The following is a 22,008-nucleotide window of genomic DNA, read 5'->3' as shown; positions in this document are numbered from 1 at the left end:
TAAATAGTGCAGCTGTGTCAATCGAAGATGTACCTGTCTCGTTCATATAATTAAGTACATTCATTTTATAGTCAGCTGAATATTTTGTATAGGATTTTAAGAAAGCCTCTACACCATTTTTTTGATAACGGCGAATCCAATCACTGACAACTCGATCTGTCACTCCGATATCTTTCGCAATTTCACTCATGGATTCATCTCCATTTAAGTATCGTTGAACTGCTTGAATACGTTGTTCAACACTTACCTTTGCCATAAAAAAAACCCCGTAAAAGTTAGATTGGTGTCTAACTTTTACGGGGCAGATCATAGTGGGAGATGCTTTTTTCTAATCATTATCAGACTGTACTCAGTACATAATTAGATTGCAGATATTTGAGCCTGTGCAATTTTTGCGATTTGTTCCTCAACTTGCTCTTTTGTCCATTCATTTTCTTCAACGAAGAAGTTACGTTCAGCTCGACGGCAATCGTCTGAGCAGCTGCGCATATAAAATCCCTCGTGTTTTTCTTCGCATAGCAATAATTTATGGCAAGCAGGGTTAGCGCAGTTAGTATAGCGCTCTGTCGGCTCGCCTGTGAAGTAATCTTTGCCTACAACAACATGCTCCACCTGATTAATTGGTACACTGCGACGTCGGTCAAAGACAAACATTTGACCATCCCATAATTGTCCTTTTACGTCAGGGTCTTTTGCATATGTGGCAATACCGCCATGTAATTGGCCGACGCTTTCGCCATATCCTTCACGTTTTAACCAGCCAGAAAACTTTTCACAGCGGATACCCCCTGTACAATAAGTTAATATTTTCTTACCAGCAAAATCTTCCTTGTGTTCCTCCATCCAAGCGGGTAAATCTCGGAAGTTCTCGATATCAGGGCGCACTGCTCCACGGAAATGGCCTAAGTCAAATTCATAGTCATTGCGTGCATCGATGACAACCGTATTGTCCTCTTGCATACGAGTCATGAATTCCTTTGGTGTTAAATAATCCCCTGTGATTTCTATTGGATTAATGTCGTTTTCTAAGCCAAGATGCACAATTTCGCGACGAGGACGGACATGCATTTTTTTAAAGGTATGTCCTTCTACCTCATCGATTTTCCACATAATATCGTTAAAACGCGTATCAGCTTTCATATGATTCATGTAGGCCATTGTTTGCTCGACAGTACCAGAAACAGTGCCGTTTATGCCTTCTATGCCAACTAATATACGGCCAAGCAGTCCGAGTTCATTGCATAATGCTAAATGCTCTGCAGCAAATGCTTCAGGGTCTTCAATTGCAATATATTTATAAAAAAGTAATACACGATAGTCTTTTTGAGTCACAACGATTTACCACCTTTAATTCAATATTCGACATTAAATATAGCATATCAAGTGTTATTTTGCGTAGGAGAGAAGGATTTTTCATAAAAAACACGAATAGTACATAGTGAATGACTATTCATATTCGGGGGTGTAGTACATGGAATTTACAACAATTACATTAGAAAAATTAGAGCGCCGCGCTACGTTAACGCTAAATCGACCACAGGCCATGAATGCGATGGATGGTGTAATGATGCGAGAATTAGCAGAGTGTTTTGAAGCTCTTCAACAAGAGCAAGAAATACAAGTTTTAGTTATTCGTGGGGAAGGAAAAGTCTTTTCTGCTGGTGGTGATATAAAGGCCATGGTAGATCCAGATAAGCCACTTGATATTGATGAGGCTATGACCTATTTAACGCGAATTGTGAAGGCTTATTATCAACTGCCGATGCTAGTCATTGCAGCAGTTCATGGTGCGTCAGCAGGCCTAGGATTTAGCTTAACGCTAGGAGCAGATATCATTGTTGCTTGTGAAAATAGCAAACTAGCTATGAATTTTATTGGAATTGGCTTAATTCCTGATGGTGGCGGTCATTTCTTCATGAAAGAACGTGTTGGCAATGTGAAGGCAAAACAAATGATATGGGAGGGCAAAGTGCTAACAGCAACAGAAGCGCAAGAAGCGGGCTTAATTGATTATGTAGCCCCAGAGGGTACTGTTTTTGCAATGGCTGACCAACTAGTTGGTAAAATGCTGGCGTCTCCAATCGTATCCATGATTACAACGAAGAAAATACTACATGCGCAAAATTTACCGCAATTAGAGCGCATTTTAGAGATGGAAGCAGAAGGACAATCGGCTATGCGTAAAACAACCGATCACGTTGAAGGTATCCATGCATTTATAGAAAAAAGAATGCCTGTTTTTACAGGTAAATAAATAGCAAGTCATGGCAAAATGATTTCTTTTGTTGCCGCTTTACTTTCAGTTTATGAACAACATTAAAAGGCACATAGCATAGTTTGCTAGGTGCCTTTGCCTATTCCAACGCCTAAACATGAAATAGAATTAATTTTCCAGATGCATTAACAAGTCGATGTGTTTTTTCAGATACGCCTTTTTCTTCAATTTGCTGTTGACCGCTTATTTTTGCGGCTTCATCGCTTTCAAATGTCCATGTTTCATCAAATAATGTTTCTCCTGTTTTTTCAAAAGCTGTAAAGCGGTAATTCTCCATACTAAACCCCACCCTTTATTTGAAGATATTTCTATTATACATAGAAGAATTATAAACTTCACGAATAACTAGCGAATATTTTGATAATTTATAAAAAATGTGGAAATATTTTTACAATGGTGAGAAGAAATAGCGCTGAATTCTTTTTCATCTGACATGAATTATGATAAAATAGAACAAATATTCGCTTTCGGCAATGTTTAGAACAAGGACTACTTCCAAAAGTGTAGGTCTGAAAACATTAGATTAAATTCATTTAGAAGGAATCAATTGTATCAGCACAATTGAAAATTTATACTTACCATAATTACGCCAAGGCGTAATTTATCTATTACTTGAGGTGATTGGATGACAGCAATTCGTTTTTTCCATATGGCAGATTTACATTTGGATAGCCCGTTTAAGGGTTTATTTGGTTTGCCAGAGCAAAATTTTAAAAAAATACGTTCTAGTACTTTTGAGGCTTTCGAGAAAATTATTCACAAGGCAATTGATGAGAAACCTGATTTTTTACTAATAGTTGGTGATCTTTATGATGGAGAACACCGCAGCCTACAAGCGCAAAGACGTTTTCAAGAGGCGATGGAAGTACTATTTCAGCACAACATACCGGTTATTTTAAGCTATGGTAATCATGATCACTTAAATGGTTCGTGGACACGCTTTGCTCTGCCTAGCAATGTGTATGAATTACCAGCTGAGACAAGTGTTGTACAATTGAAAATACGTGGTCAAGTGGTTAAAATCTATGGCTTTAGCTATAGTGAACGACATATAAAGGAATCAATGATTGAAAGTTACCCTACTGCGAATGATCAGCATGCTATTCATATCGGCATGTTGCATGGCAGTGAATCGAGTGATACAACACATGCTGTATACGCCCCATTTAAAAAAGAACAACTTCTAGAGAAAAACTACCATTACTGGGCGCTTGGTCATATTCATAAGCGTCAGCTTTTACACAAGGAGCCGCCAATCGTATATCCAGGAAATATTCAAAGTCGCCATCGTAATGAGCAAGGGGTAAAGGGCTTTTACGATGTCACATTATCACAAATTTCGGCTGATTTGATGTTTGTGCCAACTTCTGCAGTTGTTTATAGCAAAGTAGAAGTTGACTGTACAGGAGTTTTTCACGCAAATGAATTACTAGAAAAATGTGGAGCGGCATTAGCTGATAATCGTCAAGAATACGGTGCATCTGTCGTAGAATTACATTTGAATAATATCGATGAGCAGGCAGAAGCCTTATTTGAACACGCTACAGTAGAAGCTTGGCTTGAAACCATTCGAGAGGAAGAGGAAGGTATCGAGCCGATGTGTTGGGTACAAAAACTTATGTATCATCGAACGGCAACACCTTATGAACCAACTGCGGCAACTGAATCTGTGATAAATTTAATGGAGCAATGGGACATTTCGGCGTGGAAAGATATTCTAAGGGATTTGTATCAGCATGCGGGTGGTGCACGATTTGTCGAGCCATTAACTGAGCAAGATATCGAACATTTAAAGTCTAGCGCACAAACGTTATTAGCAGATGAAATTCAAAGGGCGTGAAAGACATGCTAACAATACAAAAACTCCAAATATACGGCTTTGGCAAGCATGAAAATGTCACTATCTCTTTACAAGATGGTGTTACAATTTTTTATGGCATGAATGAAGCAGGGAAGACGACGATTCAACAGTTTATATTACAAATTCTTTTTGGTTTTCCAACAAAGCAACAAGCACAGCGAAAATATGAACCGAAAGCATCGACAAAATTTGGTGGTCAGCTGACGATAGTGCATCCGATTTATGGCCAGTGCACAATTGAACGAGTCAAAGGAAAGGCAACTGGTGATGTTACTGTTTATATGGCAGACGGTGCTAAGGGTCATGAGGAGCTCTTAGCAAAGTTATTATTTGGCTACACAAGGGCATCGTTTGAGGCTATTTTTTCCTTTTCTATTCATGAACTGCAAGGCATTGAAAAAATGTCAGAAGAAGAACTGACTCATTTATTACTGGCATCTGGGACAACGGGCATTCATCAATTATCGTCACTTGAAAAGAAATTAGACAAGGATGCTGGAGAACTATTTAAAAAGGCTGGTAAGCTACCACTCATTAACCAAAAGATTGAGCAAATGAAGCAACTTGAAAAGACAATCAAACAAGAGCAAGCAGCTATTCAAACATTTGAAGACAAGTCACGCAAATTACAACAACTGGATCACCAGCTGTTACATTTGAATAAACAACAAAAAGAACTACAACAAGATTGGCAACAACTTACGATAATGCAGCAGGCAACACCACTTATTCAGCAGCAACAGACGCTACAGCAGACCTTAACAAACTATGCACAAGTTGAATTCCCAGCTGAAGGGATAAGACGCTATGAGCAGCTAAAGGATCGACTCACACATGTAACATTACAAATGGCGCAGCTAGAAGAGCAATATCAAGCATTACAAAAAAGGCTACAACTAACGGTAGATGAGTCAGTAATTGATGAAATGGCTAGACTTATGCACCAAGAGGCAACATGGAATCAATTACTCGTCAAGGAGCAGAGTTTTATTGATGAGCTTTTCTTAATCGAACAAGATATTGAAGCACAGTTCCGCTTATTAGGTGTACAAGAACAGGAAGCACAAAAAATCCTGCTTGAGAAAACTGTCTCATTACAACAGGAAGAACAGTTCCAGCATCAGTTAAGTATCTTATTAAAAACTGAAGAAGAGCTGAAATTTCATCTGCATTCGATAGAACAAATACATGCGGAGCTAGATGGTATAGCTCGACAGAGAAAGCAACTGGAACAGGAGTCATTAACAACTGAGGAAGAACATATTTTAGCACAGTGGCCTCAACGTAAAAAACGACTTGAACAATTACGACACGTAAAGTTACAGCGTTCGAAGCAAAAACAGCCGGCATCATTACTATTTTTTGCTTTGGTTATTTGTCTGTTCGTTTTGATATTTGGTGTTTGGCAAAAAAATATGGCAGTTATCATTGGAGGCGCAGTGATGTCGCTATTTTTTGTACTGTTGTTAAAAAACGCGTGGCCAACTGACGAGCCTACAAGCGAGCAACATAGGCAATTACTACGGGAATTAGAGCAAGAGGAAAATATTGTACAAGCTTTACTTATGAAAAAGCAACGACTTGAGGATCGCCGGACGCTTATAACAGAACAACAGCAGGAAAAGGAGCGTCAATATGCACAATTAGAGCATAAAATTCAGCAGGCAGAGCAGGTGACTGTAGAAGTTACTCAAATGCTTCAAAGTTTTTTAGGGCGTTATCATTTACAAGGCAATGTGCCAAGAGCTTTATTACCTGAGCTGTTTATGCGTATTCGCGGTGTACAAGAGCTGGCAACCAAGAAAAAAAGTACTTCCCAGTTGCTTCATTCTATCCAAACTGAAAAAAGAGCGCTTTATGAACAAATACAGAAGCTATTACAGGAACATTATAGTGAGCAGGAAATTTTTATGCATCTGCGGACATTTTATCTTACTATACAACGGGAGCAACAAGATATGGCACACATCCAAGAGCAGCTTACTAACCTCGCATCAAACATGCAAGAAGCACAGCCTCTTATAGAAAATTATGAAAAGGAAATTGCTCAGTTATTGCGTGCTGCAAATGTACAATCAGAGAACGCATATTACGAGACATTTGCACAGTATGAACAACAACAACAACTAAATACTGCACTACAAGCAATTCAAAGTCAGTTAGCATCCCTACATGTAAGCAATCAAGAGACTGTTATGACCGAAGAGCAACTCAGCGAGAAAATGCATGTGTTAGAAGAACATCGCAATGGAATTCAAGTAGAAATCGATCGTTGCTTAGAAGAGAGAGCCGCACTACAAATGCAAAAAGAGTATCTTCTCAATGATGAAAAATATGGACAATTATTGCAACAATTTGAGGAAGAAAAATCGGCATTACAACAGTTAATTGAGCAATGGACTGCAAAAAAGGCGTTAGCAACAGCAATACATGACACATTATTCCAACTGCGAGAGGAAAAATTACCTCACGTCCTTTCACAGGTCAATGCTATTTTTAATTTGTTAACAGGTGGTCGTTACGACAAACTTTCAATTAGTGAAAGAGGTCATTTTGAGGCACAGGCAGTTTCAGGTGTGCGTTATCATGTAGCAGAATTATCACAAGCCACAAAGGAGCAAGCCTATATCTCATTACGAATAGCACTAGCGAAAACGCTTGCAACATCTGCGCCTTTCCCATTTATTATGGATGATCCTTTTGTCCATTTTGATCGAAACCGTACAAACAAAATGGTACAATTAATGAAAGAAGTAGGATATGAACGTCAAATTTTATATTTTACTTGCCATGAAGCGATGCTCGAGTTTTGGCAAAAAGAGCAAATTGTCGATCTAGGAGCACTAGCAAATGAAAGGGGAGTGACGTCAACATGAAAGGTATTACGACGCTCCAAGTAGGAGAATCAGTTGATCAATTTTTATTAATTAAACAGGCGACAAAGGGTGTCACGACTGTAGGAAAGCCATTTATGTCACTGTTACTACAAGATAAGAGTGGAGATATTGAGGCAAAGCTATGGGATACAAATGAAGATCATGAAAAAATGTACCATGCAGAGGCGATTGTTCGCGTAGGAGGAGAAATCCATGACTATCGTGGTAAAAATCAATTACGCATTAAGACAATTCGTGTTGCAAAACCAGAGGAGGGGATTGCTATTAATGATTTAGTTCCTTCTTCGGCAACGCCAAAAGAACAACTGTATGAGGAATTAACGCAATTCTTCTTTGATATTAAAAATCCAAACATCTCACGTATTACACGTGCAGCTATTAAAAAGCATCAGGATGCTATTTTAGTATTCCCGGCTGCGACAAAGAATCACCATGACTATGCCTCCGGTTTACTGGATCATATGGTGTCTATGCTAAAACTAGGTAAGGCGATTGCTGACTTATACCCAACGCTAAATCGTGATTTGTTATATGCGGGTATTATTTTACATGATATCGGGAAAGTCGTTGAATTATCTGGTCCTGTTGCGACCATGTACACTATTGAGGGGAATTTACTTGGTCATATTACCATTATGGTGAATGAAATTGCAAAAATCGCCGAAGAGTTAGAGATTGAGGGCGAAGAAGTTATGCTCTTGCAACATCTGGTGTTATCACATCATGGGAAAGAAGAGTGGGGTAGCCCCAAAAAACCAATGATTCAAGAAGCAGAAATATTGCATTATATTGATAATATTGATGCCAAGATGAATATGCTCACACGCGCACTTGGCAAAACTGCGCCAGGTGAATTTACTGAGAGACTATTTCCTCTTGATAACCGCTCATTTTATAAACCAACTATTGAGTAAACAAAAAGGGTTACGCCTGTATGAGCGTAACCCTTTTTCATATAGTAAATTAATTACTATTTAGATTCTTTATCAGTATCTTCAGCTTTGTCTTCATCTTCAGCCTTTTTAGCTTCATCTTCAGCAGCTTTTTTAGCTGCTTCTTCAGCAGCTTTTGCTTGCTCATCACTTGTAGTTGTGAAGAATTCTAGTGATTGTTTTAAATCTTTATCTGATGTTTTGACTTTCGCATCTTTCGTCATTTTTGCGATGATGTCTTTTAGAATTGTTTGTGCTTCACCTGTTTGGTTTAACTTGCCAAGCATTGCCGTACGAATGTTTTCTTCTTCGTCCTTGAATGAGCCAACATCTTTCACGTCACGCTTGTCCGTAATTTCGATAACGTGGTAACCAAAGCTTGATTGCACAGGTGCACTTAATGTGTTTAATTCCAGAGCATAAGCAGCATCATTGAATTCATCTACCATCATACCAACTGAGAACCAACCTAGTTCGCCCCCTTTTGCTGCAGAACTTGTATCTGTTGAGTATTCTTTTGCCACATCAGCAAATGAAGCGCCACCTTTAATTTTTTCGATGGCTTCGTTCGCTGTTTTCTCATCAGCTACTAGAATATGACGACCATTTAATTCTGTTTTCATTTGTTCATAATGTTTTTTTACGTCTTCTTCTTTAATACCTTGATCTTTTAATGCTTTTTCTTGAAGAAGTTGAACACGTAATGAATCTTTAAAGCCCTGTTCTGTTAAGCCACTTTCAGCAAGTGCTTGTGCAAAGCTATCACCAAACTGAGAGGCAGTTGTGTCATAAGCTTCTTTAAATTCTTTGTCTGTTACTTCATATTTGTCAGCTAATACTTTTTCAGTCACCATTTGTTGTAATACATATGGGCCTGTTAAGCTTTTCGCTTTTTCGTTAAAGTCAGCTACTGAAATATCGCCTACTTTAGAAGTAACTAATGCTTTGTCATCTGCTCCGCTACAAGCACCAAGGGCTAAAATAGAGGCAGCTAATGTTAAAGATAAAACAGTCTTTTTCATAATGGATATTCTCTCCTAACTTTCATTTCGTCCATTTTTTACTATAACATAAACGATTTAAAAACAAAATGGTTCCCCCCTTGAGTATAGCCTATATTTCAAAAATCGAAGCGCATAGGATATAGAAAAGAAAGGGGGTGAAGTTATGAGCAACGGAGGATACGGTGGTGGCGGTGGCTACGGCTCAGGCTTTGCTTTATTAGTTGTGCTCTTTATTTTATTAATTATTGTTGGTGCAGCGTTCCTATACTAATTAATAAAATGGCGAAAAGCTAAGGGTTCAAAGTCCTTAGCTTTTCTTATCAATTTCTAGGCATTCGCGCCGCACGTATGAGGTTGGGGCCAATAAAGTATTGGTCTATCATCATTTTAGATGTTCCCTCCGCGCGTGCGGACGGGCGCGGATGCACTTTTCTTTTTCATTATACTGCAAATAAAATTTCAACATAAAATGAGACAAGTAAAATTGTGATGAGTATATTGATAGTTCGGAATATTTTTGGTTGGTTTTCTTCGGGAATTTCACGTCGCATGCAAAGTGCATAGGTCATGCGATTAATTTGAAATAAATAGAATACCGAGAATAGAACTACAATCATTAATAGCAAGTCTATTCCTCCCCTCTTTCAGTATTAACAGCATAACAAAAAACGTCGATAGAACACAAGTACAAGCAATTTAGTTAATTGTTGGTGGCACTAAAATTTCATAACCCTTAGGCGTTTCCTCGATTTGGGCATTTTTGGGTGAATTGTATAAATATTTTACGTAAAGTATATCAATTAAACATAAACTGCAATGATACGCTAAAAGTAAGGTGCCGTAATGCGTATAGGCAGGTAAGAGCAGTGTACCTAGCACAATAATTGTATTTAGTACAAAAAACGGCGTTAATAATGCTAAAATATAGCGGTTTTTCGATAAAGGTTCACGAATACGCATATGCAAGACAGGAATAAAGTAAAATTGGACACGCACGCGTAATTTGAGATGCTGGCGTAAGTCAAATAAAGCAAGAAAGTGTAAACATTTATGGATCGGATACAGTGCGAGTACGGCAATAATGAATAGCCAGAATAAATGATCTGTAAACTGTTCTTCATGGAACAAATTGAGTGTCACATAGGACACTGAAAAAGTCGTTAAAAAAACAATTACAGCCAAGATACTAATTCGTGTAGTCCCGTAATGATGTTCGAGATTTAAAATTTTCCAACAATGCATTGATATATCAACTCCGTAATTAGGAAGGGTCCTATTTAATGTAAATTGAATTATGTGAGAATGCAAGAAAAAGGAGGTATCTCAGAATTGTTTCTGAAATGCCTCCTTTTAGCATGTTTTATCCCACGCAATAACTGTCGTTAGACGCCTACTTCCTTATGAAGCTGAGAATGAGTCAGCCAGATTGACGATAAAGCTCGACTGGTCCAATTATGACAACAGTGGATAAAAAACATGGTGAACGAAATTTCACTTTATCCTTTTACAGTTGGACGTTGTTCTATCGTGTCAAAGGAATCACGGAAGTGTTGGAAAGAACGCTCGAAAATATCGATGAAATCCTCACCATAAATATTACGTATGACAGCCATAACATCTAAAAATTCTGGGAAGCGACCGTATAAGTCTTTTAGCGCTAACGAACCCTCTAAAACAGAATGATACGTATTATGATAATTGCTATTCATCTCGATGATCAGTTCTGTACCTGTTTCTGTTAATTCAACGTAAGTATTCCGTTTGTCGTCATCACGTTTGGAAAACTTAAGGAATCCTCGTTCTTCTAATTTTTTTGAGAAGTTAAAGGCTGTTGAAACGTGCATCACACCAAATTTAGCGACATCAGAAATTGATGCTCCTTTTAAATGATATGAAATCCATAAAATATGATGCTCGTTAATGTTTAAATCGTAGGGTTTAATCCACTGTTGCCAATCTTTTTCAACCGCTTTCCATAAGGCTTTTGATAATTGTGCGATTCTTTGGCTATAAAGCATCGCTTCTTTTTGAGTGTATAATTCCTCTGACAAAGCCATCACCTACTGCTTTCTTTAACATTTTAAAAATATTATAGCAATAAAGAAAAAAAGTTTAAAGTTAGAAAAATTAAAAAATTGAAATGTGGTTAAAAAATAATAATATAATCATATATTTTGGTAGTAAAATAGTTTTTTTATCACCGATAACAAACTTTAGTCCTACTCGATTTCTTGCGGTTTTTTCTTTTTATCCGTGAATTGTGCAATATTTTTCTCGATTTCGCTAATTGAATTCTGTAACGATTCTATTTCTTGTTGCAGGTTATTCTTGGAAGGTTCGATTTCTTGTGAAAATGTAGTAATAGATTGTTTTAATTCATTTATTATTTGCGGTATATTATTTTTGGCTTCGTTTGTAAGCATGTTTACGGATTGTTTCACATTGCTAGCTTGTAATTTTATATCATGTAGTTTGTCTTTCGTACAATCGGCATTTGTCACTAATGTAGCACGAAATTGTCGTCCTGATTGAGGTGTTGAAAAAAGTACAGCAATAGTACCACCTACGATGCCAGTTGTTAGTCCGATTAAAAATGGTTTTGCTTTCATAATTAATTCCCTCATTCCTATGTTTGTTATCTTACCCTCTATTAAACCATGAAATGCGCCAATACAAAAAGAAAAAAGAAGCTAAACGAGTGATTTTGCATCACGGTTTAGCTTCTTAAAATAGTGATTACGCTAAAATGCTTATCTCACGAATCAATGTGACTGTGGAGACGAGCGTTTAACCCTGTTCCTTGTTATGCTTGGGAGATGGCTGTTTTGAATTTAGAACGCTTCACTAATTTTGTGACGATTGGATAAATAATCACAAAAGCAACAACGTTAAATGCGACAGCTGGTAACACAACACCTACAAATAGCATTGCGAATGTAGCGCCAACGTTTGCATTGAACACGAAAAGGGCAACCGATAAAAAAACTGTACCCGATAAAATAGTTCCTAAACCAACTAAAACAGCTGATCCTACAAAATTGCTAAGCACTTTTTTTAGCACCATTAGGATGGCTAAAAAGACAAAACCAGTTACAGCTTTATCAATAATGTTTGGGACTAAACCTGCCGGAAATGTTGTAAACAAACCGGAGAGCACCCCTGTGGCTAAAGACAGTAAGAACGTTTCTTTTGCTGTAGGGAATAATAAAATTCCAATAAACATCATTGTTAACATGAAGTCAGGCTTCATGCCATTTACCATACCAGGTGTGACCACATAAAGTGCAGCACCGACACCAACTAAGAGTGCCATCAAAACTAAGTTCTTTGTATTCATTTCTAATCTCTCCTCGACTATGCTAATCTAATTTGTCTCCTAACGTGTCCTCATGACCGTTAGCGAAACTTATTTGTGATTGTACGATAAAAATTATTGATTTGCAATATACTATTCTGATCATTGAATACACAATTTAGTTAATTCTTTTGCTGCGTATCAAAAAAATGAGTAGTAAAAAAAAATAGCCTATCAGTACTCATAATACAGACGAAGAAAATTAAAGGTTGGCTTTAATGCTTTCTGCAACTTCAGCTAATTGCTCAAGAGTATAGTTTTGTGTTTGCCAATTTAAGCCTAAGCCTTCTTTTTCATCGTAACGCGGAATAAAATGTAAGTGGTAGTGAAAAACAGTTTGTCCAGCAGCAGCTCCGTTGTTATTTATGGTATTCATGCCAATTGGATTAAATGCTGCCTTAATAGCATTAGCCACTTTTGGTGCTACCGCATATAAATTCCGTGCGACATCTTCTGGCATTTCGAAAAGATCTTGGCAATGATGCTTTGGAATTAATAGTGTGTGACCTTTTGCTACAGGCGCAATGTCTGCGAAAGCATATACATGGTCGTCTTCATAAACTTTTGTACTCGGAATTGATCCGTCAATAATTTTGCAAAATAGGCAATCGCTCATTCGTAAAATCCCCCTTATTTATATAGGTAAGTTTATTCTATCATACTCATAACTGAATCATTTGCTAATTTTTGATAAAATAAGAACAAGAAGAGGAGTGAGGGCATGTCGGTATTAGAGTTACAGCAAGTGACAGGTGGCTATACAAGAAAGCCTGTTATTAAAGAGTTATCATTTACGATTGAAAAAGGGGAACTAGTTGGGTTAATTGGATTAAATGGAGCAGGAAAAAGTACAACCATTAAGCATATTATTGGAACGATGTTACCAAAAGAAGGTGACATCCGTTTAAATGGTGTGACCTTACAAGAAGATACGGACAAGTATCGCTCCGCGTTCTCGTATATTCCAGAAACACCTGTTTTATATGATGAGTTAACACTACGTGAACATTTAGCGTTAACAGCGATGGCTTATGGTTTAGATGAGGCTTCACTTGCAGCACGTTCAGAAGTTTTGTTAAAGGAATTTCGTATGGAAAAACGACTCAATTGGTTTCCATCCCATTTCTCAAAAGGGATGCGGCAAAAAGTTATGATTATGTGTGCTTTTTTAGTCAATCCAAGTCTTTATATAATTGATGAGCCGTTTGTTGGTTTAGATCCACTTGGCATTCAATCATTATTAGATCAAATGGATGAAAAGAAAAAAGAGGGCGCTTCGATTTTAATGTCTACACATATCCTATCGACAGCGGAGAAGCATTGCGACCGAATTATTTTATTGCATGAAGGACGCGTGCGTGCACAGGGAACGATGGCGGATTTACGCAGGGCTTTTGGGATGCCACAAGCGACACTGGATGACCTATATATTGCGATGACAAAGGAGCGGGACCATGAAGAACTTGCGTGATGTATGGTCCTCGCGCTTCATGCATTATATAGGTGAAGTGCAAAAATATATGCAGTTTATTTTTACGGGGCATATAGCAATTGTACTTGTATTTCTTGTTGGGGCAGGGGGCTATCAATATAGTGAATGGCTGAAAATCGTAGAGGCTGATTTTCCAGCAGAGCCTTTAATTGCTTTAATAATTGGTGTGTTGCTAGCGTTTAGCCGACCAACGACATTATTGCGTGAGCCAGACCAAGTCTATTTACTACCATTAGAATCAAAAATGTCTCAGTATTTTAAGAAAGCTCTTACATGGACATTTTGGTCACAAGTATGGATTGTTGCGATCGTTTATATTGTCAGTATTCCTTTACTAAAGGCAGTTACAGAGTTAACTACTGTCGGTATTTGGGCGGTATTTTTCCTTATAGTCGTACTGAAGTATATCAGTGTGCAGGGGGAGTTCAATTATCGATATAGTGAACGAGGACATTTTATTTGGGTTGATAGACTCGTGCGTGCTGTGGTATTTGGCGTAACCATGTATTTTGCCCTTCAGACCAAGCTTATCTTAGCATTAATTGCTGCTGTAATTGGTTGTGCTTATATAGCTGTGTTCCGCAAAAAATCTGTAGGACAGCCAGTTGCTTACGAACATTTTGTAAAGTTAGAACAAAATCGAATGATGAGTTTCTACCGCTTTGCCAATTACTTTACGGATGTACCGCATTTACGTGGCAGTATTCGCCGTAGAGCGTGGTTGGATTGGCTTTATAAGTTTGTACCGTATACCAAGGGGAATACTCAGAAGTATTTGGTGTTCCGTACATTCGTGCGTACAGACGATCATTTTTATTTATGGCTCCGATTAACGGTGATTTCTGCTGTTATTGCTGCTTTTGTAGATATTCCAGTGGTTACATGGATTGTTGCAGGTGCATTAAGTTTTGCCACAACGATTCAGTTAAAGCAGGCATTATTATCAAGTGGAGAATTCCGTATGGACATGCTGTATCCACTGCCAGAGAATGCGCGTAATATAGCAGTCAAACAGGTAGTACGTATTGCCATGATTACTCAGGCCATTATTGTGGGCCTAAGTGGTGTGACACAGCCGATGTTCTATGTGACATTTATAATAGTCATTATCGTAAGTGAATTGACAGCGAAGATGTCGAAATCTTAACTAGCGTTGATAGTTTCACATAGGTGAGATAGGAGGACGCTCGGGTATCCAAGTCCGCTCAGGTCCTAGTTCTAAATTCGAAATAAAGCTCATTTTTTCCAAGTAAATTGGAGAAAATGAGCTTTACATTTTTTATTCCACGAATTGATAGTCTAGGGCAGCGGTTAACAGCACTTTCGCTGCAACAAGCATTCCTTTTTCATCGATATCGAACTTAGGATGGTGATGTGGCGCGTATTCAGTAGGCGCGGCACCTGTGAAGAAGAATGTACCTGGTTTCTCTTCTAAGTAGTAAGAAAAATCCTCACCACCCATTGTTGCTTCAATTTCAACCACTTCACAAATATCCTGTGCAATATCCCGTACAAATAATGTTTCCTTTTCATGGTTAACGATTGCTGGATAACCTCGGCGGTAATCAAGTTCAATCGTACAATCATGGGCAATTTCTGTGCCTTGCACCACCCGTTTAAATTCACGTTCCATTGTTTCACGTATATCCTTGTTGAATGTACGGATAGTCCCGTTTAAATAGGCTGTATCAGCAATAATATTGTCGGCGTTAGATGCTACAAATGAGCCGACCGTTAGAACTGCAGATTCAGTTGGGGCAACACGACGAGCAACTAGCTGTTGTAGGTTCATAACCAACTGAGAGCCGATGACAATGGCATCCTTCGTTTGGTGAGGGTGTGCACCATGCCCACCTTTACCTTGAATTTTCATTTCAAAGCTATCAACTGCTGCCATCATGGGACCTACACGATAGCCAATCATGCCAGTCGGATGGTTAGATGATAAATGTGTACCGAAAATGGCGTCAACACCATTTAACGCACCTGCTTGCACCATTCCAATTGCGCCGCCTGGATCAGCTTCCTCAGCATGTTGATGAATGAGCACATATTCTCCAGCTAATTCCTCACGCATTTCCCAAAGTAACTTACCTAAGATTAATAATGTGGCAGTATGGCCATCATGACCACAAGCATGCATAACACCAGGAACTTTTGATTTGTATGGCACATCCTTTTCATCTTGAATAGGGAGTGCATCAAAATCTGCACGTAAGGCAATTGTTTTGCCTGGTTTGTTTCCTTTTATGCGTGCGATGAGTCCGAAGCCGCTGAGTTTCGGTTCAACCAGTACACCAAGTTTTTTATAAAATTGAATAATGTAGTTTGCTGTTTCTTGCTCGTGGAAACTAAGTTCTGGATGCATATGTAGATGGCGGCGAATAGCCACCATTTCATCAAAATGAGCATCGATCTTTTCAAGTAAATTTGGTTTCATCTATGAATGCTCCTTTTAAAAAGTTATGCTTCGTCTTCTTCTTTTGGTGCAACACTGTAGGTTGAAACATAGGAAGCCGCAGAGAAGATATTTTGCTGTTGTACGCCCGTAGGTTCTGTCCGCTCAGCATGTGCTGTTTTATAAGCTTGGGAATTTTTCCATGCTTCAAAAGAGTGCGGACCATGCCATTGTGTCATGACGATATATGTATCGCCATTTATTGGGCGTAGTAAACGAAATGCTACGAAACCAGGTTCGTCCTCGATAGCTCGGGCCCGATTTAAAAAACGATGTTCAAATACAGGTCGACCTTCTTCAGTAACCGGAATATTATTGAAGACAAAAAAGCCATGATCTTCTAATTCATTGACAGCATCTAAAACTTCAAATTTACGTGGTGTGGCAAAAACAGATTTCCCTTCAGTTTCATGTATGAGAACTGAGTTACCGTCACCGTGTATGAGCATCATGTGCTCGTTCGGATACTTTTTTTTCACCTGTTCCATAAATTCAGCTGTGCCAGAAGTTAAATAAATATACATAACTTTGCCCTCCTTATGAATGTTCATAATAGCGTGATTATCTCCATTTAAGTGTAACTCTAACGCTTTGTCAAAAAAGAAGACACCAGAAAGAACAATTTTATGACATTTCTCTAGGAAAACTATACAATAACAGAGGAAGCGTTTACTATTGAAAACGGATATCAATAATAATGGAATAAACAAGAGAATTTTACGGTATGAATTATATTGAGGGGAAGGAAATATTCATGACAACATTTAATGATACACTTCTTCGTGCTGCACGAGGAGAAAGAACACAACATACACCGGTCTGGTATATGCGCCAAGCAGGACGCTCTCAACCAGAATATCGTGCGATTAAAGAAAAGTATTCTTTAGAGGAAATTACACATAGACCAGAACTGTGTGCCTATGTAACAAAATTACCAGTAGATAATTACAATGTAGACGCCGCAATTTTATATAAAGACATTGTTACACCACTACCGGGTATTGGAATAGATGTGAAAATCAAAGCAGGCGTAGGTCCTGTTATTTCTAATCCAATTCGCACGGTTGCTGATGTAGAAAAACTAGGTGAGTTCAATGCAAAAGAGCATACGCCATTTGTATTAGAAACGATAAAACTATTAACAGAAGAACAATTGAATGTACCGCTCATTTGCTTTGCAGGGGCACCATTTACACTAGCGAGCTATATGATTGAAGGTGGACCTTCTAAAAACTATAATAAAACAAAATCATTTATGGTTTCGGAACCACAAGCTTGGTTTGCTTTAATGGATAAACTCGCAGATATGATTATTGCTGATGTTTCAGCTCAAGTTGAAGCGGGTGCCAAAGCGATTCAAGTATTTGACTCTTGGGTTGGAGCTTTAAGTGTCGAAGATTATCGTGTGTTCATTAAACCTGTTATGACTCGCATTTTTGGCGAGTTGAAAAAAGAAAATGTGCCAATTATTCAATTCGGAGTGGGTGCGAGCCATCTGGTAAAAGAATGGCATGATCTACCGATTGATGTCGTGGGCTTAGATTGGCGCTTGCCAATTAAAGAAGCGCGAGCAAAAGGTATTACAAAACCAGTACAAGGAAACTTAGATCCATCATTATTACTTGCTGATTGGTCTGTTATTGAAAAACGTACGAAAGATATTATCGATCAAGGTTTAGAAGTACCGGGTCACATATTTAACTTAGGTCATGGTGTGTTTCCAGAAGTCAATCCAGATGTGTTAAAACGTTTAACTACACTTATTCATGAATACAGTGCACAACAAATTCAAGCACGTTCTTAATGAAAGATGCTGCACTATAAGTAAAACAATCTTATGAGGGCAGTCTTTCATCTTTTTAAATGTTAGCGGCAGGCACTTGCATTCGTCACAATCTGTTCAATAAACATACAAAAAACATAGTTTAACTATTCTATAGAGGTGAAAAAGTTAATGAAAGAAGTTAAAGGCTTATTAGTAATGGCATATGGTACACCCTACAAAGAAGAAGATATTGAACCCTATTATACGCATATTCGACATGGACGTAGACCATCAGATGAGCACCTAGAAGATTTGCGTAGTCGTTATGAGGCAATCGGTGGTTTATCACCATTGGCAGCAGCTACGCAAGCACAGGCGGAAGCTTTATGTGCTCGTTTAAACGAGGTACAAGACGATGTAGAATATAAACTATTTATTGGTTTAAAACACATCCATCCATTCATTGAAGATGCGGTTGAAGAAATGGTTGCAGCAGGTATTAAAGAAGCGGTCTCTATCGTGCTAGCACCTCATTTCTCAACATTCTCTATCAAATCTTATAACGGTCGTGCAACAGAGGCGGCAGGCGAACGACTAACGATTACAGCTGTTGAATCTTGGTATGACGAACCAAAATTCATTGCGTATTGGCACAACAAAGTAAATGAAATATTTGATGCAATGTCCAATGAAGAACGTGAAAAAGCATGCTTAATCGTATCAGCACACTCACTTCCTACGAAAATTAAGGAAATGGGTGATCCATACGAAGACCAATTAATTGAAACAGCTCGTTTGATTCAAGAAGCCTCTGGCGTAAAAAATGTAGAGGTAGGCTGGCAATCAGCAGGACAAACGCCAGAGCCTTGGTTTGGACCAGATGTGCAAGATTTAACACGTGATCTTTATGAGCAAAAGGGTTTTCGTTCATTTGTTTACACACCAGTTGGCTTCGTAACAGAACATTTAGAAGTTTTATACGATAACGATTATGAGTGTAAAGTTGTGTGCGATGAGCTAGGGGCAAATTACTATCGCCCAGCAATGCCAAACACGCATCCATTATTTATAGATGCGATGGTAGACGCCATTCATAAAAAATTAAGCTAAGCGAAAAGAAAGTGATGATGTTGGTGACTCAAAAAAGACGTAAGGTAGTTGTAATAGGTGGTGGCATTACAGGCCTAACAGCTGCGTTCTATATGCAAAAGGAAGCGAGCGCAAAAGAATTGCCCGTAGATATTGTACTTGTCGAGTCGTCATTGCGTCTTGGCGGGAAAATCCAAACACTAAAAAAAGATGGCTTCATCATCGAGCGCGGACCAGAATCCTTTTTTGACCGTGAAAATCATGTTCATGTACTTGCACAGGATTTAGGCATTGAACAAGAGATAATCACAAGCAATTCAGGCCCAACTTACGTAGCTGTTGGTAGTCAATTATATCCTATTCCAAGTAGTCTTATGTCGGGAGCAACACCTCATATCTCCTCATTTATTACATCAGGGTTGTTTTCACTTAGCGGGAAAATTCGTGCAGCGGGAGACTTTGTCCTCCCTCGGTCTGCACAGAATGACGACCAACCTTTAGGAGAATTTTTTAGAAGAAGATTTGGAGCAGAGGTTGTAGAAAACCTGGTAGAGCCCTTACTAGCTGGGACATTTGCTGGTGATATTGAACAACTAAGTATGCGCTCAACATTTCCTCAATTGTATGAATTAGAACAAAAATATCGTAGTTTACTTATCGGTATGAAAAAATCAGGTGCGAATTTTTTAAGTGACAACAGCATTGCTAAAGATAAGGGAATATTCCAAACGTTCGAGAATGGACTAGAAACACTTATTGAAAAATTAGAAGAGTCACTGATTCCTGGGACAGTTCAAAAAGGTGTCAAAGTAGAACAGATAGAACATGGCAAGGATGGAGCTGTGCAAGTTGTGTTAAATAATTTTTCGCAAATTAAAGCAGATGCTGTCATTATTGCTACACCGTTTCATGTTGCGGAGAAAATGTTTAGTAAGTATCAAATATTGACAGAATTGAATTCTATGAAAGCTGCAACAATTGCTACGGTCACTATGGCTTTTAAAAAGGAGCAGCTTGGTGAATTGGACGCACTGTCATTTTTTGTCTCACGAAATAGTGATTTTTCTATAACTTCTTGTACATGGAGCAATCGCAAATGGCCCAATACTACACCAACGGATTATGTATTGTTACGCAGTTACATTGGACGTGTTGGCGATGAAGCCATTGTAGCTCTTTCTGACTCAGAGATTGAAAAGACGGTCTTACAAGATCTAAGGAAAACAATCGCTATCGAGGGAATGCCAATAACAACCGTTGTATCTCGTTGGAAAAATGCAATGCCTCAATATACAGTTGGACATGAAACAAAAATTGAACGTGTGAAACATGAATTGAGTGAACACTTCCCAACCGTTAAACTCTCAGGTAGCTCGTTTGAAGGGATATCAATTCCTGAATGCGTACAACAAGGGAAAAAAGTTGCTACTGAATTATTAACTGAAATGTTTACACAACAATGTATATAAAGGAATAAAGTGATAGGGTATAAACTGATGCTAATGATAAGTTCAAAAGCAGAAAGTTTGTACCTTTTCATTTTCTTCGAAGTGCACATAGATTCAGAGATTTGGGTGACAAAACTAAACCGCCTTTTATTTTTAAAGCCACCTATCATCAGAAAATTAATGATGCACAAGAAAAGAAGGAGGTTTTTACCTCCTTCTACTTCTTTGTTGCATGTGAACTAATGTGTTAGGAAATACGATGACATGACCATACTATCCCACCAGAGTCAGCTCCTCCAAGGTTAAGGGCAATAGTTAAACCATTAGCCTCATAAAATAGGTCGATGGCATCGCCAGCATTTAAATTGACTTCTCCTGCTAGTGTTACAGTACCGTTACCTAGAACTGCTCGTAAAGTTAATACGAGCGCAACATTGACATTTAGTACTGGGAATAATCCACTAATTAAATTTGTAGTAGCATTCCTGCGAATGGCAAATGAAGGGTTTATACCCGCCCCTAAACTTATGCTTAATGCAGCAACTGTTGAATAGTTGATGGTAGCTTCAAATGCGTATCTCCCTGTTGTTGGAACAGTGAATACACCAGTAGTTGGATTAAAGGCAGGTGTTGTGAAATAAGGAGATGCTACGCTCCAGTTGCTAATTGTCGTAGAGCTGTTAACATTCAAATTATTATTAAAGGCTGAGAACCCTTCAGTGAATGCTGGTCCAGTAGCCCCAGTAACACCAGTTGCTCCAGTTGCTCCAGTAGCGCCGGCAAGACCAGCAATACCAGTAGCGCCTGTTTCACCAGTAGGTCCAGTAGCCCCAGTAACACCAGTGGCCCCAGTAACACCAGTAGCTCCAGTCGCTCCGGCAAGACCGGCAATACCAGTAGCGCCTGTTTCACCAGTAGGTCCAGTAGCCCCAGTTACGCCTGTGGCCCCAGTCGCTCCAGCAAGACCGGCAATACCAGTAGCGCCTGTTTCACCAGTAGGTCCGGTAGCCCCAGTAACACCAGTAGCTCCGGCTAGACCGGCAATACCAGTAGCGCCTGTTTCACCAGTAGGTCCAGTAGCCCCAGTCGCTCCAACAAGGCCAGCAATACCAGTAGGTCCAGTAACGCCAGTTATACCAGTGGCCCCCGTAACACCAGTGGCTCCAGTAGCGCCAGCAAGACCGGCAATACCAGTAGCGCCTGTTTCACCAGTAGGTCCGGTAGCCCCAGTTACGCCTGTGGCCCCAGTAGCGCCAGCAAGACCGGCAATACCAGTAGCACCTGTAGTACCAGTAGCCCCAGTAGCCCCAGTAACACCAGTGGCCCCAGTAGCGCCAGCAAGACCGGCAATACCAGTAGCCCCTGTTTCACCAGTAGGTCCAGTAGCACCAGTAACACCAGTGGCTCCAGTAGCTGTCTCTTATACACATCT

23 protein-coding genes and 1 pseudogene are annotated in these 22,008 nt (G+C 39.0%); 11 read left to right on the top strand and 13 right to left on the bottom strand.

The window, feature by feature from the left end; translation table 11 throughout:
- Positions 1 to 256: helix-turn-helix domain-containing protein (locus tag C9J35_RS21350; RefSeq protein ID WP_167396032.1), on the bottom strand; the 256-nt coding region annotated here is incomplete at its 3' end.
- A 104-nt stretch (positions 257 to 360) separates the two neighbouring features.
- The gene (gene trhO / locus C9J35_RS21345) at positions 361 to 1,332 is read right to left on the bottom strand and encodes an oxygen-dependent tRNA uridine(34) hydroxylase TrhO (RefSeq protein ID WP_107926756.1); all 972 of its coding nucleotides are present in this window, start codon (positions 1,330 to 1,332) and stop codon (positions 361 to 363) included.
- 139 nt (positions 1,333 to 1,471) lie between these two features.
- Between trhO and C9J35_RS21340 the strand changes: the two genes are divergently transcribed.
- Complete coding sequence (locus C9J35_RS21340; RefSeq protein WP_107926754.1) at positions 1,472 to 2,254, top strand: enoyl-CoA hydratase; 783 nt, start codon at positions 1,472 to 1,474, stop codon at positions 2,252 to 2,254.
- A 112-nt stretch (positions 2,255 to 2,366) separates the two neighbouring features.
- On the opposite strand, the gene C9J35_RS21335 is transcribed toward C9J35_RS21340, so the two are convergent.
- Positions 2,367 to 2,552, bottom strand: a complete 186-nt coding sequence (locus C9J35_RS21335; protein WP_107926752.1) for a YhzD family protein — start codon at positions 2,550 to 2,552, stop codon at positions 2,367 to 2,369.
- A gap of 348 nt (positions 2,553 to 2,900) precedes the next feature.
- Between C9J35_RS21335 and C9J35_RS21330 the strand changes: the two genes are divergently transcribed.
- The 3 genes from C9J35_RS21330 to yhaM are packed head-to-tail and all read left to right on the top strand — an operon-like array spanning position 2,901 to position 7,947.
- A complete protein-coding gene (locus tag C9J35_RS21330) occupies positions 2,901 to 4,115 on the top strand; it encodes a metallophosphoesterase family protein (protein ID WP_107926749.1) in 1,215 nt (404 codons plus the stop codon).
- A 5-nt stretch (positions 4,116 to 4,120) separates the two neighbouring features.
- Complete coding sequence (locus C9J35_RS21325; RefSeq protein ID WP_107926747.1) at positions 4,121 to 7,012, top strand: ATP-binding protein; 2,892 nt, start codon at positions 4,121 to 4,123, stop codon at positions 7,010 to 7,012.
- Complete coding sequence (yhaM, locus tag C9J35_RS21320; protein ID WP_107926745.1) at positions 7,009 to 7,947, top strand: 3'-5' exoribonuclease YhaM; 939 nt, start codon at positions 7,009 to 7,011, stop codon at positions 7,945 to 7,947. The genes C9J35_RS21325 and yhaM overlap by 4 nt, the downstream gene beginning before the upstream one ends.
- A gap of 56 nt (positions 7,948 to 8,003) precedes the next feature.
- Here the strand turns inward: yhaM and C9J35_RS21315 are convergent, their stop codons facing one another.
- Positions 8,004 to 8,987 carry a peptidylprolyl isomerase gene (locus C9J35_RS21315; protein WP_107926743.1) on the bottom strand — a complete coding sequence of 328 codons (984 nt, stop codon included), beginning with the start codon at positions 8,985 to 8,987 and terminating at the stop codon, positions 8,004 to 8,006.
- Positions 8,988 to 9,132: 145 nt separating this feature from the next.
- Between C9J35_RS21315 and C9J35_RS21310 the strand changes: the two genes are divergently transcribed.
- On the top strand, positions 9,133 to 9,240 hold the full coding sequence (locus C9J35_RS21310; RefSeq protein ID WP_080647610.1) for a YjcZ family sporulation protein: 108 nt from the start codon (positions 9,133 to 9,135) through the stop codon (positions 9,238 to 9,240).
- A gap of 169 nt (positions 9,241 to 9,409) precedes the next feature.
- Here the strand turns inward: C9J35_RS21310 and C9J35_RS21305 are convergent, their stop codons facing one another.
- The 6 genes from C9J35_RS21305 to C9J35_RS21280 form a co-directional block, all read right to left on the bottom strand.
- Positions 9,410 to 9,595 (bottom strand): hypothetical protein, encoded by a 186-nt coding sequence (locus tag C9J35_RS21305; protein ID WP_010857338.1) that lies wholly within the window; start codon positions 9,593 to 9,595, stop codon positions 9,410 to 9,412.
- 70 nt (positions 9,596 to 9,665) lie between these two features.
- Positions 9,666 to 10,211 (bottom strand): DUF3267 domain-containing protein, encoded by a 546-nt coding sequence (locus C9J35_RS21300; RefSeq protein WP_107926741.1) that lies wholly within the window; start codon positions 10,209 to 10,211, stop codon positions 9,666 to 9,668.
- Positions 10,212 to 10,465: 254 nt separating this feature from the next.
- Entirely contained in the window at positions 10,466 to 11,026 is a 561-nt protein-coding gene (locus C9J35_RS21295) for an HTH-type transcriptional regulator Hpr (RefSeq protein WP_054768706.1), read from the bottom strand.
- Positions 11,027 to 11,188: 162 nt separating this feature from the next.
- Positions 11,189 to 11,578 (bottom strand): YtxH domain-containing protein, encoded by a 390-nt coding sequence (locus tag C9J35_RS21290; protein WP_107926739.1) that lies wholly within the window; start codon positions 11,576 to 11,578, stop codon positions 11,189 to 11,191.
- 194 nt (positions 11,579 to 11,772) lie between these two features.
- Complete coding sequence (locus C9J35_RS21285; protein ID WP_107926737.1) at positions 11,773 to 12,306, bottom strand: tryptophan transporter; 534 nt, start codon at positions 12,304 to 12,306, stop codon at positions 11,773 to 11,775.
- Positions 12,307 to 12,526: 220 nt separating this feature from the next.
- The gene (locus C9J35_RS21280; protein ID WP_054768707.1) at positions 12,527 to 12,940 is read right to left on the bottom strand and encodes an HIT family protein; all 414 of its coding nucleotides are present in this window, start codon (positions 12,938 to 12,940) and stop codon (positions 12,527 to 12,529) included.
- A 105-nt stretch (positions 12,941 to 13,045) separates the two neighbouring features.
- Between C9J35_RS21280 and C9J35_RS21275 the strand changes: the two genes are divergently transcribed.
- Positions 13,046 to 13,795 carry an ABC transporter ATP-binding protein gene (locus tag C9J35_RS21275; RefSeq protein WP_107926735.1) on the top strand — a complete coding sequence of 250 codons (750 nt, stop codon included), beginning with the start codon at positions 13,046 to 13,048 and terminating at the stop codon, positions 13,793 to 13,795.
- Entirely contained in the window at positions 13,779 to 14,963 is a 1,185-nt protein-coding gene (locus C9J35_RS21270; RefSeq protein ID WP_107926733.1) for an ABC transporter permease, read from the top strand. The genes C9J35_RS21275 and C9J35_RS21270 overlap by 17 nt, the downstream gene beginning before the upstream one ends.
- 132 nt (positions 14,964 to 15,095) lie before the next feature.
- Here C9J35_RS21270 and C9J35_RS21265 read toward each other — a convergent pair whose 3' ends face one another.
- Positions 15,096 to 16,256 carry an amidohydrolase gene (locus C9J35_RS21265; RefSeq protein ID WP_107926731.1) on the bottom strand — a complete coding sequence of 387 codons (1,161 nt, stop codon included), beginning with the start codon at positions 16,254 to 16,256 and terminating at the stop codon, positions 15,096 to 15,098.
- Positions 16,257 to 16,279: 23 nt separating this feature from the next.
- Complete coding sequence (locus C9J35_RS21260) at positions 16,280 to 16,798, bottom strand: antibiotic biosynthesis monooxygenase family protein (protein WP_054768708.1); 519 nt, start codon at positions 16,796 to 16,798, stop codon at positions 16,280 to 16,282.
- A 230-nt stretch (positions 16,799 to 17,028) separates the two neighbouring features.
- On the opposite strand from C9J35_RS21260, the gene hemE reads away from it, so the two are divergent.
- The 3 genes from hemE to hemY all read left to right on the top strand — a co-directional run bounded on the left by hemE (position 17,029) and on the right by hemY (position 20,597).
- Positions 17,029 to 18,078: a uroporphyrinogen decarboxylase gene (hemE, locus tag C9J35_RS21255; protein ID WP_107926758.1), complete on the top strand. Its 1,050-nt coding sequence runs from the start codon at positions 17,029 to 17,031 to the stop codon at positions 18,076 to 18,078.
- A gap of 150 nt (positions 18,079 to 18,228) precedes the next feature.
- Positions 18,229 to 19,149 (top strand): ferrochelatase, encoded by a 921-nt coding sequence (gene hemH, locus C9J35_RS21250; RefSeq protein WP_107926729.1) that lies wholly within the window; start codon positions 18,229 to 18,231, stop codon positions 19,147 to 19,149.
- A gap of 14 nt (positions 19,150 to 19,163) precedes the next feature.
- Positions 19,164 to 20,597: a protoporphyrinogen oxidase gene (gene hemY / locus C9J35_RS21245; protein WP_107926727.1), complete on the top strand. Its 1,434-nt coding sequence runs from the start codon at positions 19,164 to 19,166 to the stop codon at positions 20,595 to 20,597.
- Between the two features lie 226 nt (positions 20,598 to 20,823).
- Here the strand turns inward: hemY and C9J35_RS24400 are convergent, their stop codons facing one another.
- Positions 20,824 to 21,267, bottom strand: coding sequence for a hypothetical protein (locus tag C9J35_RS24400; protein ID WP_235616399.1), 444 nt, complete (start codon positions 21,265 to 21,267; stop codon positions 20,824 to 20,826).
- On the opposite strand from C9J35_RS24400, the pseudogene C9J35_RS25195 reads away from it, so the two are divergent.
- Positions 21,236 to 22,008 (top strand): annotated as a pseudogene (locus C9J35_RS25195) (mucin 17-like protein); the annotation flags it as partial. The gene C9J35_RS24400 and the pseudogene C9J35_RS25195 sit on opposite strands and share 32 nt — an antisense overlap.

The sequence above is a fragment of the Lysinibacillus parviboronicapiens genome (assembly GCF_003049575.1).
Lineage (GTDB): Bacteria > Bacillota > Bacilli > Bacillales_A > Planococcaceae > Lysinibacillus > Lysinibacillus parviboronicapiens.
The sequence above is the reverse complement of the archived record's forward strand: the minus strand, read 5'-3'. Positions and strand labels throughout refer to the sequence as shown.

What these genes read in the sequence shown, in the direction of transcription:
- C9J35_RS21340 (WP_107926754.1), top strand. Translation starts at nt 1,472, where the DNA reads ATGGAATTTACAACAATTACATTAGAAAAATTAGAGCGCCGCGCTACG.
- C9J35_RS21335 (WP_107926752.1), bottom strand. Translation starts at nt 2,552, where the DNA reads ATGGAGAATTACCGCTTTACAGCTTTTGAAAAAACAGGAGAAACATTA.
- C9J35_RS21330 (WP_107926749.1), top strand. Translation starts at nt 2,901, where the DNA reads ATGACAGCAATTCGTTTTTTCCATATGGCAGATTTACATTTGGATAGC.
- C9J35_RS21325 (WP_107926747.1), top strand. Translation starts at nt 4,121, where the DNA reads ATGCTAACAATACAAAAACTCCAAATATACGGCTTTGGCAAGCATGAA.
- yhaM (WP_107926745.1), top strand. Translation starts at nt 7,009, where the DNA reads ATGAAAGGTATTACGACGCTCCAAGTAGGAGAATCAGTTGATCAATTT.
- C9J35_RS21315 (WP_107926743.1), bottom strand. Translation starts at nt 8,987, where the DNA reads ATGAAAAAGACTGTTTTATCTTTAACATTAGCTGCCTCTATTTTAGCC.
- C9J35_RS21310 (WP_080647610.1), top strand. Translation starts at nt 9,133, where the DNA reads ATGAGCAACGGAGGATACGGTGGTGGCGGTGGCTACGGCTCAGGCTTT.
- C9J35_RS21300 (WP_107926741.1), bottom strand. Translation starts at nt 10,211, where the DNA reads ATGCATTGTTGGAAAATTTTAAATCTCGAACATCATTACGGGACTACA.
- C9J35_RS21295 (WP_054768706.1), bottom strand. Translation starts at nt 11,026, where the DNA reads ATGGCTTTGTCAGAGGAATTATACACTCAAAAAGAAGCGATGCTTTAT.
- C9J35_RS21290 (WP_107926739.1), bottom strand. Translation starts at nt 11,578, where the DNA reads ATGAAAGCAAAACCATTTTTAATCGGACTAACAACTGGCATCGTAGGT.
- C9J35_RS21285 (WP_107926737.1), bottom strand. Translation starts at nt 12,306, where the DNA reads ATGAATACAAAGAACTTAGTTTTGATGGCACTCTTAGTTGGTGTCGGT.
- C9J35_RS21280 (WP_054768707.1), bottom strand. Translation starts at nt 12,940, where the DNA reads ATGAGCGATTGCCTATTTTGCAAAATTATTGACGGATCAATTCCGAGT.
- C9J35_RS21275 (WP_107926735.1), top strand. Translation starts at nt 13,046, where the DNA reads ATGTCGGTATTAGAGTTACAGCAAGTGACAGGTGGCTATACAAGAAAG.
- C9J35_RS21270 (WP_107926733.1), top strand. Translation starts at nt 13,779, where the DNA reads ATGAAGAACTTGCGTGATGTATGGTCCTCGCGCTTCATGCATTATATA.
- C9J35_RS21265 (WP_107926731.1), bottom strand. Translation starts at nt 16,256, where the DNA reads ATGAAACCAAATTTACTTGAAAAGATCGATGCTCATTTTGATGAAATG.
- C9J35_RS21260 (WP_054768708.1), bottom strand. Translation starts at nt 16,798, where the DNA reads ATGTATATTTATTTAACTTCTGGCACAGCTGAATTTATGGAACAGGTG.
- hemE (WP_107926758.1), top strand. Translation starts at nt 17,029, where the DNA reads ATGACAACATTTAATGATACACTTCTTCGTGCTGCACGAGGAGAAAGA.
- hemH (WP_107926729.1), top strand. Translation starts at nt 18,229, where the DNA reads ATGAAAGAAGTTAAAGGCTTATTAGTAATGGCATATGGTACACCCTAC.
- hemY (WP_107926727.1), top strand. Translation starts at nt 19,164, where the DNA reads ATGATGTTGGTGACTCAAAAAAGACGTAAGGTAGTTGTAATAGGTGGT.